Origin of the sequence: Pontibacter sp. HSC-36F09, assembly GCF_024171605.1 — a bacterium.
Lineage (GTDB): Bacteria > Bacteroidota > Bacteroidia > Cytophagales > Hymenobacteraceae > Pontibacter.
In genome coordinates this window covers 52,518-66,355 of record NZ_JALKAA010000001.1, presented here as the reverse complement: position 1 = coordinate 66,355, position 13,838 = coordinate 52,518, and the positions used below count along the sequence as shown (strand labels likewise).

At 47.5% G+C, this 13,838-nt stretch carries 5 protein-coding genes; 2 read left to right on the top strand and 3 right to left on the bottom strand.

Going from position 1 to position 13,838, the window contains the following annotated elements:
- Window positions 1–5 precede the first annotated feature (5 nt).
- On the top strand, window positions 6–959 hold the full coding sequence (locus tag L1278_RS00240) for a type IX secretion system membrane protein PorP/SprF (protein ID WP_253400504.1): 954 nt from the start codon (window positions 6–8) through the stop codon (window positions 957–959).
- Between the two features lie 260 nt (window positions 960–1,219).
- Here L1278_RS00240 and L1278_RS00235 read toward each other — a convergent pair whose 3' ends face one another.
- From L1278_RS00235 to L1278_RS00225, 3 genes are all read right to left on the bottom strand, one after another.
- Window positions 1,220–1,636, bottom strand: a complete 417-nt coding sequence (locus L1278_RS00235) for a hypothetical protein (RefSeq protein ID WP_253400503.1) — start codon at window positions 1,634–1,636, stop codon at window positions 1,220–1,222.
- Window positions 1,637–1,686: 50 nt separating this feature from the next.
- The gene (locus L1278_RS00230) at window positions 1,687–4,269 is read right to left on the bottom strand and encodes a M14 family metallopeptidase (protein WP_253400502.1); all 2,583 of its coding nucleotides are present in this window, start codon (window positions 4,267–4,269) and stop codon (window positions 1,687–1,689) included.
- Window positions 4,270–4,406: 137 nt separating this feature from the next.
- Complete coding sequence (locus tag L1278_RS00225; RefSeq protein ID WP_253400501.1) at window positions 4,407–5,216, bottom strand: PepSY domain-containing protein; 810 nt, start codon at window positions 5,214–5,216, stop codon at window positions 4,407–4,409.
- A gap of 712 nt (window positions 5,217–5,928) precedes the next feature.
- On the opposite strand from L1278_RS00225, the gene L1278_RS00220 reads away from it, so the two are divergent.
- On the top strand, window positions 5,929–13,785 hold the full coding sequence (locus L1278_RS00220; RefSeq protein ID WP_253400500.1) for a PKD-like domain-containing protein: 7,857 nt from the start codon (window positions 5,929–5,931) through the stop codon (window positions 13,783–13,785).
- Window positions 13,786–13,838: the final 53 nt, after the last annotated feature.

Here is a 13,838-nt window from a genome sequence, read left to right as displayed (position 1 = left end):
CCGTTATGAAAAATAATATATTAATTCTCTGCTTCCTGCTGATCGCCTTCACCGCATCAGCCCAGCAGAAAGCCCTTTACTCACAGTACATGACCAATTACTTCATTCTCAACCCGGCAGTAGCCGGGTTTGAGAAGGATGTAAGCATCAAAATGGGCTATCGCAACCAGTGGGTTGGCTTTGAGGGAGCTCCAAAAACCTTTTATGTGAGTGGAGAGGGAGCTTTGTTCAACAAGCACCTGAAGCGAAGCCGCAAGGCACAGGGCTTCCATGGGGCAGGCGGTATGGTCTACACCGACCAAACAGGTCCAACCACGCGTACCGGTGCGCTGGCTTCCTACGCTTACCATGTGCCGCTGAACCGCAAGATATTCCTATCGTCTGGCTTTTCTGCCGGTTTCCAGCAGTTCCGTTTCGACCCAGCTAAGGTGCGCCTGGCAGACGGCTCTAACGAGCGTGACCCCGTGACCAACCATGGCCGCGTAGACGCTTTTATGCCCGACCTGACGCTCGGCACGTTCATGCACTCAGAAGATTTTTACTTCGGCGTTTCCCTGTTTCAGGTGCTTGGCAACAAGATACATGAAGTGGATGGGGGAGAAGAAGTAAGCCGCCTGTCGCGCCACTTGTTTGTGTCTGGTGGGTATAACTTTGATGTGCATGACAAGATCCGCCTGATGCCTTCCGCTTTGCTCAAGTATGTGCAGGGTGCTCCAATCCAGGCTGACTTTAACGTGAAAGCCGCCTACCATATGAGCAAGCGCCGCCAGAAAACAGTGTACGACGACCAGGTATGGGCAGGTATCTCTTACCGCACCCAGGATGCCATTGTAGGCCTGGTAGGCGTGCAGTTTCAGGAGCAGTTTCAGCTGAGCTATACCTACGATATCACTGTGTCGCCTGTGCGCCACCACAGTGCAGGTTCTCATGAAATTGTGTTAGGATACCGCTTCAAATAAGACCCAAGTCCATCGTTCACAAACTAGAAAGGCCAGCGCATTTGCGCTGGCCTTTCTAGTTTAATTACTCCCTTCATTTTGATAACATGGTTTTGCATACCTTGGATGAGAGGCCTTTCATTTAAAGCTATACCTGGCGGTTATGGAGGTATAAGAACTTGATTTAGGGAATAGCTATACCTGCTCGTTTAGTACCTAAAGTGATCGAGGTGTAGTCCGAGCTTGGTCTATGTACCATGTTGTGTTGGGCAAAGGTATTTTTAATTTTCGTGCTCACCCCATGGCTCAAGAAATTCCAACTTTTTTCTATTTCCCAACTCATAAGGGTAATAGTAAATCAACTTACCTGAAACATCTTCATGTTTGATTGATACAAGTATAGCGTCTGTTGCAGAGTTATTCTTTTCATTTTTAACTCGCACATCATAGGCTATACAATATGCTCTAACCTCCTTCTTATTAAGAGCTTCCTCAAAGAAAGAAGTAAGACCATTTATTATCTTTAAACTTTCAGGATGCTCTTCTTCGTAAAAGAAACTTAGTGGAGTTAATTCTCCTAATGAGCCAATTTTTGATCCAAAAGGGTAGTATTCACCAGTGTTAAGCAGCAAAGTCTCTGCAAATTCAACAGAGTAGCTTATCAGCTTTTCGATATCATTTTTGACTTCTGGATTCATCTTCTCTATACTTTTACCCAACTTAAGTATAACAGGTATAGCTTAACTTTTTAGTGCGCTGCTTCCTCAGCACGGGCGGAACCTCCGCTGATGATCTGGCCGAAGAAGATGCTATTGAGGAACAATTTGTTGGTGCCGAACCAGAAGGCGCGGAAGTTCGGGTTATCCGTCATACCGATCACTTTGCCACTTCCCAAAGCGGACACCGAAATAGCGGCCGTATTGCCCAACTGCTTCAGGTTTGGTTTTGAGATGTAACCGCTCAGCAGCGGATTGGCAGTATACACCACAGGGTTAGCATAAGGGCTCTTGCTTGGCTCCATGAACAAACGGTTGTCGCGGAACACGGGCAGTTTGCTGTTATAGTAGCCATAGCCCAGCGGGTGCGTCAGGTCGAGGTTGGTTTCGAAAATGGCACCGCCTATCACCTGCGCACCAGTCGTGTTGCTCATGCTGGCGTATGGCAGCCGGATAGTGTCGGTCTTCTCGCTTTGCTTAAAGCTGAAGTTACCGATCTTGTTATCCGCAAGCCAGCGGGTGGCATTGCCCATACCTATCAGCGTGCCGCCCTGCTGCACCCAGGTACGCAGTCTCGTTCTTCCGATCTCCGAAATGCTGCCATAAGAGCCATCCGCCATCACGATCACATTGTAACGACTCAGGTCAATGCGGTTCACAGATTCAGCATTCACCAGGCTGGTGTTGATATCGAAGCGGTGGTCGAGCAGGTGCCAGGCTTCGCCTGCGTCGTTGCTGTTCACGCCGTCACCAATCAGCATGGCCACCTTTGGTTGCTGCAAGGTATAGATGCCCGGGCTTCCGAGGTTAATGCCCTCCGTAAATCCAGTGCTGATGGCGTGTACGGTGATGCCGTTGTCTTTTGCAATGTGAGCCATCAACTCGTGTATGCGCTCGGCACTAACTGGCTGCCCCATCACAGGTATAAGGATGGTGCCGTAGTCGAACTGCTTGCCTTCGGCGGTAAACTTATTGGTGGCCACTCTGGTCTGCAAACCATGATTAAAGAGCGTGTTGAGGGCTTTTGGAGCATAGTAGCCGTGCCACTCAAAAGCGTAGGCATAGGCGCTGTTGCCGCCCACTACCTGTCCTGCCGGGAAGTCAACGGAAGCGAGCTTCTGGCCCAGCATGTTGCTTTTAAATTGTCGTGATGTCAGGTTGGCGTGCTCCAGATTGAAGGCAAGTGGCAGCGTCCAGGCAGACACGTCGTAGAACAGGCTGTCCTGGAACGAAGTGCGGCGCTCAAACATACCCTCGATCAGCTTGTACTGCGGCTGGTTGGTTGGCACGATGTAGCTGTCCTCCGGGGTATAGGTCACATTATTGATCGTGAATTTATCCTTAGGACGATAAATGTCGATCTGGTGTTGGTGGATGATCTCAGCCAGGTGGTAGGCGCGTGCCGGGTCTTTTTCAGCACTGAACACATAGCCTCCGAACGGAGCCTTGGCAGACTCTTTCAGTGCATCGCGGTAAAAGTCACGCTGGTGGGTGAGCAGCTCTTCGCGCATGTTCTGCACGGCCTCTAAAGTAGAAAGGGTAGTCGTGAACTGGTTGCGGATGGTAAAAGGGAAAGTCAGCACGCCGTTCACGCTCTCCTGCGCATGGCCTCTGGAGCTCGCCTGCTCAAACAAAATACCGATGGCACCATTCACATCCGGGTAAGTAGAACCTTTGCCGTAATAAAAGTCATCGAAACTCTCTTCTGTATAATAGAAAGAACCAATCTTATCGAGTGCCTTGGCGTGGAAGCCGGCAATCTTTTTAGTCAGGTCGTAGTTTTTGGCAGGCGTGAGCGGGTGGTTGCGGCTTGGTATACCTGGCTGGAAAAAGAAAGTAGAGTTGGTGCCCATTTCGTGGTGGTCGGTCAGCACGTTCGGCTTCCACTCATGAAATTTCACCAATCTGCCCCTTGACTCCGGGTGCTGCAGCGGCAGCCAGTCGCGGTTCAGGTCGAACCAGTAATGATTGGTGCGGCCGCGTGGCCAGGCCTCTGCAAACTCCTCGCTGTTAGGGTCAGTCACCAGGTTTTTACCACGGTGCGTGTTCACCCAACTGGCAAAACGGTTCAGTCCATCCGGGTTGATAGAAGGGTCGATCAAAATAACTGTTTCGCTGAGCAGCTTGTCGATTTCAGGTCCTTGCGCGGCGGCCAGATGGTAAACAGCCAGCAAAGAAGCATTACTGCCGCTTGGTTCGTTGCCGTGCACGCTGTAACCCATCCACACCACGCCCGGCATATTCTTGATGTCGAGTTTACCAGATGCATTTGGGTCGGTCAGCTGACGGTGCTGCTCCTTGATGCGTTGGATATTTTTATGGTTTTCGGGGGAGGTAATGGTGAGCAGGTACAGCGGGCGGTTCTCGTGTGTGCGGGCATACTCCTCGATGGTGATACGGTCAGAAAGTTCCGCCATTTGCCGCATGTACATCGCCAGTTGGTCGTGACTCACATGCCATTCACCTACGTTGTAGCCCAGGATATCTTTGGGGGAAGGAAACTCTTTGTTGTAAGTCACATCCTGCGGGAGGTAGTAGGAGAGGTCTGTCTGCGCCATTGTCCACTGGCTAAGAAAGACCAGTGCCGCCGTGGCGAGCGCGTAGATTTTTTTCATGGGTACAGTTGTTTTAAGGGTGATCGTGATAGTAGGTTAGCTATGCAATTTCCCCTTTTGCCTCGCCTTTTCCAAAAATAAAAGCCCTGCCGTTTAGAGCAGGGCTTTTATGACAGACTATTGAAGATTAAGGCAGGTTATCCATTGACAGATCGTCTGTGTTCATGCGATACCGTCGATTTGTTGCGGCGTGCGCCACTGCTCACAAAATAGAGTGCAAAGCCTGAAAATATGGTCACAATGCCTGCGATGGAGAACACTCGTAGGAGCAGATTGCCGAAGTTGTCGCGACCCTGGTAATCCATGGTGTGCAGCATCCAGAGGAAGTCGAACACGCGCCACTTGTTGTTACGGAACTTGGTTACCACGCCTTGCTCAGCTGCCACATACACGGTGGTTTGAGTAGGGTGCTCCATGGTGATAGCCCAGGCTGGCAGGGCACTGCCACGGTACTCATGGTGGCCGTTTATGTTCTCCTGCGTGATATATTCAACTTTGGTTACCGCAACTGAATCCACGAAGCTCTGTCGGGCAAGTTCTGTGGCTTCCTGTTCGTTCAGGGTAGGGCGCAGTTCTCCGGTTGCAGCTACAGCGAGTTGGGTACGGGCCACCTGACCATGATCGTTTACAGCTCCATGTGCAGCGTGATCATCAGACGCATGATAAATGATCTGGTAATGCGGCGCGCCCAGGATGTCGATCAGTTTGAGCGAGGTTATCATAGCGGTGCCAGGCAGTTGTGCCATCACCTCAGCAGGCGAAGCCAGTTCCAGATCACGCTGAAGAGCCATAGTGCCCGGCTTGCGCTGGTGGTCGCCGTGGATCTCGTCTATGTCGCTGAAGCTGAAATAGATACCGCCGATGGTCCACATAACAAATTGTATACCTGTGATCAGGCCCAGATAGCGGTGCGTTTTGCGGATGCGGAGATGGGTCGTTCTCTTCATAAAGTATGTTGTACGGGCTATCAATATACAGCATGGAAACACTCCTTACAAATGCAACTTATGCCCGGGGCGTAGCCGACCTTTGATTTAGCATGAGTTTTAAGTAGCGTACTCATCCTGAAGTTCTTAGGAGTAATTCCAAGGAAAACAGTGCAATTTTAAACTCAAGCTATTATATATATAAGTATTCATATTTAGGTTTTTTGGCTTACAGAGCCTGCTTCGCGAATTCCTTTAAGTGTTAAGTGTTTAACATGGGGTAAACAACAGTGCAATTTATTAGATTATTATTTTAATAAATTAAACTTTTTTTATTAAAATTTATTAGTTTTATACCTAAAGTATGAAACTTTTATATTTAATAAAGGTATCATGAGTTCAGTACGCTACCCTAAATAGTAAAGCCTGTGAGTAATTTAGCCGAAAGTTTGCCAGGACCATGCCTGTTCAAAGTAGCTGGTCTATGCGAGTCAGCGTTATCTGGCTCATTAGTGCCCTTCATTCCCCCACCTCAGTGACAAAGCCCGGCTAACTGAGCCTGCTGGGCCAGCCAAAGCCTGATTTTTTTTACCAGGTATTCCCGTTTTGGAAGCCTGATCCGCCCCCGAAGCTCCAATTGAGCCTTCGCACGACCCCTATTGCCTTTTGTAGCCAGAAAACAAGCACCGAAACCCTAATAGTGTGCTCTTCGCTCACCTTAAACTTTGAGTATATGAGAAAGAATTTTACACGATTGATTAGTAGACTTACCCAATCTAAGAAGTTTATAATCGCTCTCACCAGCCTGATGATTCTGGCTGGTTCTGTATATTTAATGGCAGCGGTTGTACCTGTAACTGCACAGACTGTTATCGTTTCAGCTGACCGTGCAGTAGGCGGCCCATCAGCAGCTTTCACGCAATTAGATCCTATCGTAATTCAAGAGGAAAATAGTGGTGACTTTCCAAATGGAAATGGAACATTCACTTTGACTGCACCCACTGGATGGGTATTCAGGGCGTCGGGTGTTGAGCCTACAATTACAGCTGCTGGTAACAATAATGCACCAAACGTATCTACAGGTACAGTCACATATACATCTAATATTATAACTATACCATTTACGGTAAATAATAATAACCGTATTGATAGAATCTCAATTGCAGGAGTTGCCTTGCAAGCCCAAGCAGGGACAGTTATGCCAGTAAGACCTGTTTCATTATCTATTTCAGGTATATCAGTATCTGGCTTAACTTCACCTACTACAGTTGCTAATATTTCTCAAACTCATGGTAGTGCACGTAAATTAGCTTTTAGCCAGGAACCGACAAATACAAATATATATGCCCCCATAGCTGCTATGGGCGTTCTGATTCAGGACTGGGCAGGTAATACTGTAACAAATGCTGCCAATAATGTTTCTCTTACAATAGCGAATAACCCAGGTGGCGGTAATTTGACAGCAGGGACAACTTCTCGTTCTGAAGGGACAGTTACCTTTTTAAATTATAGCATAGACGCCGCTGGAACAGGGTATGGGCTGAGCGCATCTGCATCGGGTCTGGAACCAGCCATAAGCTCAGTATTTAATATTAACAGCACCCAGCCTGTACTGGATGAAATCATTTCCGCCTGTTTCACAATTGGAATGCCTGGGCAAGTAATTACATTGCGAGGCTCCAACTTTGCAAGAAACGCAGTTGGACGAATCGGTACTAGCACTAGGCCTACTACATTTGTTAGCCCCACGAAGCTCGAAATGACGTTACTAGAGTCGGATATGGCGATTGCCGGAGATAAATCAATCAATGTGCTTAACCCTAATCCATCTGGAGCTGCTTCGACAGGTTATATTGTTACTGTGCACCATACCATTCAGACTGCATCAATTACAGGCGCCCCAAGCCTTAGTGGTGATGCACCTGTTTCAGTATGCAGTGGGACAACACGGAGGTTTACTGCCCCGTCAGATTTTACTGACTATGTATGGACAGTGGGTACAGGAGCTACTGTGCCATCTGAAATCATCAGTTCTAACGTTCTGAACATAAGATTCGATATAGAGCCACCTGCCTCAGGCAAGGTTTCCTTTGCTGTGGCAGCAACAAACCCATGTGGTGTAAGGCTTACTCGTAGTTTTGAAATTGAAATAAGACAAACCCCTCCTGATGAAATTACTTATGATTCACCACTTATGTTTTGCGAAGGTGGTTCGGTAATACTCAAAGCACCAGAGGCAACTGCAGGTGAAACTCCCTATACTTATCAGTGGCGATTAGGCGGTGTGCCTATAGAAGGTGAAGTTGCAACGTCATCCACTTATAAAGCTGAAGTAGCAGGTAGCTATTCTGTAGTTGTCTCAGCGGATAATGTTTGCTCTAATACCTCTACCCCTGTAACCGTGTCCACCACTTCGACGCTAACGCAGGGAGCAATAACAGGTGGTACAGCCTATTGCCAACTTGCCACTGTCGCTTCAGCGGATGCGCTGGCAGCAACAGTAGAAGGGGGAATAGATGATAATGGTAGTACTATACGTCCTAGAACATATAAGTGGGAGCAGAGCACCTCAGCTAGTGGTCCATGGGAGGACGCCAGGGGAGCTAACACCTCGGCAACCTATGCTCCTTCCACAGCCGAAGCCGGTACCATGTATTACAGGAGAACGGTTTATGCCGGTGGTTGCGAAAGCGCGCCAACAGCTCCTATCGCGGTAAAGGTGACGCCTACTATTAACAATGAAATTTCTGCACCAACTCCAGTCGTTTGCTCCGGGGTTGCCATTGACCCATTGACAGGTACACTATCAGGCGGTGACTTGAATGACGTGAAGTACTTGTGGGAGCAGAGTGCCTCAACCAGTGGTCCTTGGGTACCTGCTGCTACTGAAGAAAGTAGACCTAACGACCAGGCAAATTATTCACCTGCCACCGAAACGGTAACAACTAGTAAAACAACTTACTACAGACGCAAAGTAGCTTCAGGCAGTTGTATAAGCAACAGTATACCTGTAAGTGTTAGAATCATAGCACGTCCTGTAGCCACTATTACACAAGGCACTAATACGTATTTCTGTCCTCCTGGTAGAGCAGCATTAACAGCACAGAGCGTATCAGGAGCCGCTTATATATGGTACAAAGTTGGTGAATCTCTGCCTATCAATGAAGTGAGTGCACGCACTGTAAGTGTAGATGAGGCTGGTGAATATTATGTAGTAGTAACAGCCAATGGGTGTTCATCTCAGTCTAACAACATTACAGTGCAGGAGACTGTTGTTGGAAACAATATCATAAATAGCCAAGACCAAATTGTTTGTTACAATGAAATCCCCTTAAAACTTGAAGGTACTAATGCTACATCTACCTTAGGTAAGGTAACATACCAGTGGCAGCAAAGAACTACACCAACAGGAAGCTTTTCTTTAATAACAGACTCAACTAGAGTTAATCTTGTACTTGCAGCACACACAGCTGACAGGTGGTACAGAAGGCTAGCGACAGTGGGTAGCTGTACGGTTATTAGTGACACAATTCATATTGCAGTAAAACCTGAATTGAAGGTAACTAACATTGGAAGCACAGCTATTCCGATTTGTACGAACACCTTATTCCAGTTCAATCCAATAGGAAGTGTGGAGGGTGCTAGCTTTACCTGGACAAGAGCGAGTGTAGAAGGTATTAGCAATGCTGCAGTAACGAATGGTGGAGGCAGTATAAATGAGACCTTAATAAATATTACTAACGCTCCAATTGATGTAATATACATCTATAGGACTATTGGGAATGATTGTATAGGTGAGCCACAGAACCTAGTGGTGCGTGTGAATCCAATACCAGCAATAAATAATGTTCCTACCGATGCAGCTATCTGTAGTGGTAGTGCTTTTGACTTTACCGCTACAAATGCTGTTACTGGTACAACAACCTACAGCTGGGTTCGTCAGCCAGCCGAAGGTATCACAACTACCGCTACTTCTGCAACTGGTGCTACAGCCAGGATAAACCAAGTATTAACTAACACCACGACCAGTCCAGTCGATGTAACCTATACCTACACGCTTACTACAGCAGGTTGTTCTAGCACACAAGATGTAGTAGTGAGAGTGAATCCGAAACCAGCGCTGAGCAGTACACTCACGCCTGATGCAGTCTGCAGCGGCACAGCCTTCACCTACACGCCAGAGAGCGCTACAGCAGGTGCCACCTTCACTTGGACAAGGGCGTCCGTGACAGGTATCAGCAACACAGCCGTGGCCACGCCCACGGCTGTGGGAGGGGGTATCAATGAGACGCTAATTAACACCACTGCCACTCCTAAAGTTGTGACATATCGCATTACTGCAAGCGCCAACGGCTGTCCTGGCACCGCTGAGCTTGTACAAGTAACAGTTAATCCTAGCCCAGTACTTAATTCACCATTAACTGCTAGCACTTGTAGTGGAGCCACCTTCAGCTATACCCCAACAAGTGCTACGGCTGACGTGTCCTTCTCCTGGAGGAGGGTAGCTTCTGCTGGCAATGCAGCAGCTAATGGGGACGGTGCAATAAGCGAAGTTCTTACCAATACAACCAATTCGCCTATCACGGTAACCTACGAAATTACTACAAGTGCAAATGATTGTGAGGGAGAACCTCAGAACTTAGTAGTCACTATCAATCCACTGCCAGCTTTGAGTAGTCCCATGACTACAACTGTATGTAGTGGTAGCCCCCTTGCCTATACTGCAACCAGTACTGTTTCTGGTAGCACACGGTATGATTGGGTGCGTGAGACTGTAACAGGTATAACTACGACAACTGCAGTCAACGGCACTACCACCAGTACGACCGGTGCCAGCATCACCCATGTGCTGACTAACAACACGGCTAATCCGATTAACGTCAAGTATACTTTCACTTTGACGACGAATGGTTGCGCTGGACCTCCTCAGGACGTAGTAGTGACAGTGAACCCACGTCCACAGCTTAGCTCAACGCTTACTCCGGCTGCTGTCTGCAGTGGCACTGCCTTCACCTACACCCCAGAGAGTGAGACAGTGGGTGCCACATATACCTGGACTAGGGCAGCAGTGACAAATATCAGTAATGCTGCGGTGATCACGCCTGTTGCAGGTGGTATCAACGAGACACTTATAAATACCGGCACTTCTCCTGCTACTGTTACTTACCGCTTTACAACCACGTATGCTCCTAATGGCAGTACATGCTCAGGTAGCACGGAGGAAGTAAAAGTCGTGGTGAATCCTTCGCCAAAGCTGAACTCTCCGCTTGCAGTAAGTATATGTAGCGGAGCTCCGTTCAGCTATACCCCGGCAAGTGCCACTACAGGTACTGCCTTTACTTGGGAACGCCAGCCAGTTGAAGGTATAGCAATTGAAGGACCTGTATCAGGCTCTGGGGTAATCAGTCAGACATTTACAAATAACACATCAAGCTTTGTAAATGTAACCTACAGAGTAACAAGCAGTGCAAATAACTGTACTGGCCTGACCGAAAATGTAGTAGTTAGGGTGAATCCTAAGCCTGTTGCTACATTCATAGCTAGAGTAGGTACTACAGAAATTGGCTCAGTCATTAATTCTGATGGTGGAAATGTAACCTTCACTCCTACAGGAGCAACAGGAGGCACTTTCTCAGTTGTGTCCCCGTCCGGGTTGACAGGCTTTACCGCCGGTACCTCAACTGCTACCCTCATTCCATGTACAGCGTTAGGGACAGCGACTACGAGAGAAGTTATCATCCGCTATACTGTTACTGTTGGTTCTGGTAATGATGCCTGTACAAACTATGAGGAGAAGACCTTTACCCTGAAGCGCTCCACCTACAGAGCTATAATAACGACAAATCCGCCCGTATTCTGCAGAGGTGGCGGCGGCACAATCTATACAACTGCAGTATATAGAGATCCGCAGCCAGGTGATATCATTTACCCATACCTAGTAAATGAGAATGGTCAACCTGTAGATGGAAGCGGCGCCTTGATTCCAACAGGACCAGGTAATTTCCCGATACCCAATATGGCATACCCTTTCCCAGCGAATACTCCTGAATCAATCAAAGCTATGGCTTTCAGATTTTTCCAGCCAATAGTTAGTTCTGAATTGAAAGCAAGGCAAGTTACGCCAGGGTCATTCTCTTACCAATGGGGCAAAAATGATGAGCAGAACAGGAAGAACGATACATATCAGACTTCGGATGCGGGATTATCTTCTCAAGATTATTATGAGGTCGAAGTTCGTTCTACTAGCTTGTGCTCATCTGTAAGTATTGAATCAAATAGGATTTACAGCGCTGTACTAGAAGGTTATACAGTAGCACTTACTGCAACACCAAACCCAATTTGTCAAGGAGGGGAGGTTACATTCACAGCAACACTTGGCTCAGGCTTTCCTTGGAGTGTGGCTAATATGAAATTGGATTTTGTGTTATCTAGGGGAAATGTTGTATTGCACAACACTACTTACTCAGGCTCCAATACCTTTACCTTTACAACAGATGCAGCTGTAGCAGGAGGCTTCATGAATGGAGACCAAGTAACAGCAAGGTTTTCTACCGATGTGCTTGATTACTTGCCAAGTAGTAATTGTATCAATGCCCCAATTTCAAATATAATAACAATTGCCGTCCAACAAGCTGCAGCCATTACAGCAGAACTGGATAGCCCAATGGCAAGCTGTGTGGGTAATAATGTAACCTTTATGGTAGCTGCTACAGGTACTAACGTACAGTATGCTTGGTACAAGGCAGGAAGCGCAACAAGATTGGCAAACAGCACTGGTAAGATAAGCGGTGCCACAACTAGCGCGCTTACTATAGCTAATTTAACACTGGCTGATGCCGGAAATTATTATGTTGTGGTAAGTAATCCGACTAACTCTGCTTGCAGTACGCCACCTGTTACATCTAATCAAGCTGCGCTAGTAGTACAATCGCAACCTACAGCTGAACTTGTTGCGCCAATAACGAGCAAATGTGTTGAGGGCACTTTAACTACTTTCAACCTTACAGGCACCACAAACTATCCGGCTAAATGGGAAGTAGTAACTCAGCCGGCTAATGGTCTCGCTAATGTGAGCCAGACTGGTGTCGTGACGGTGTCAGGTAGCGGTACGGTTAGGGTGAGGTTGACGTCAGAAAATACGTCTGCTACTGGTTGCAACGCTGCTACACGTGAAGTAGACCTAACTGTATTCCCTCAGCCAGCAGCAACAGTACTAGTAGAAGGAGAATCAACATCAACAAAATGTCTTTCTACTACGACTGCTACATATACTGTAACAGGTGACTACACAGGCACCACTGCTAACTGGGTACTTTCGAACACAAGTGATTTTGTGATAGTAAATCAGAGTGTGGCGAATGGCGTAGCAACTGCGACTGTAAGAGCGAATAGAGCGGGTACAGCAACGATGACCTTGAATGCGTCTAATTTGGCAACAGGTTGTGCTCCTGCAAGTAGTGCCGTTACACTAACTGCAAACCCACTACCACTAGCCAAGACATTCAATAATCCATCCTACTGCTCATTAACAAGTAATGGTGCGAGAGTAGAAGTTAGTGATCCTCAGGCTGGAGTTGATTATCAAATTGTTGTGAATGGGCTGACTCGCACGTTAACTGTAGATTCTGAGAATAAAATCAGCGTAGACAACATACCCGCAGGTACTTATACAATACAAGGAATAAACAAGCTCACTGGTTGTACCAATAGCTCAGTAGGTGAAGTAACTGTAACGGATACCAAGATAATCGGAGCTGCTGGAAATATTACACACAAATGGGTTGGACCAGAGAAATGGGAGCTGACAGCCGTAGCTGACGAGGTTGTTGGTGTTACCATCCCTTCGGATGCCGTTTACAACTGGCTTGTTAAGTATCCAGGAGCTGATGATTTCGAGCCTTACCCTGGAAGTATTCATACTCAGACAATTATTGTGGAGAACTTACCAGTCGGCACAGAAGTTATAGCAACAGTAGTACTTGCAGATAATTGTCAACTAGTGCAATTCGTCCCTGGCGAAATCATCCCACTCCCAGTAGAACTCCTCTACTTCAACGCTACCAAACGCGGCAACGACGTTGTCCTCGATTGGGCGACGGCTTCAGAGCTGGATAACAAAGGCTTCGAGGTGCAGGTTTCCAGTGATGCGAAGAATTTCAGAGCACTGGGTTTTGTGGAGTCGAAGGTGAATACGACCAGCCTGAAGCAACTCTATACCTTTGTGGACAAGGAGAACGGCAAGCAGGGCGTGCGCTACTACCGACTCAAGCAGGTGGACCTGGATGGCAAGTTTGAGATCTTCAACATCAAGGCGGTACACTTCGATGAAGTGTCGGTGAATAAGGTGAAGGCATATCCGAACCCATTCCACTCTGAAGTGGAGCTGAGCATTGATGCGGAGCTGGACGGTGAACTTCAGATTACCGTAACCACGGCCACTGGCCAGCAATTGCTGCAGCGATCCGTGCAGGTGGCGAAGGGTACCAACATCGAGAAGCTCACGCTTGATCCGAATCTGCCGCGCGGGGTATACATCATTTCCACCCGCATGGGTGATTTTAACAGTCATTTCAAATTACTCAAACAATAAACTATTAGGGTTTAATAAGAAAACCCCGGGTATTTTACCCGGGGCTTTTATTT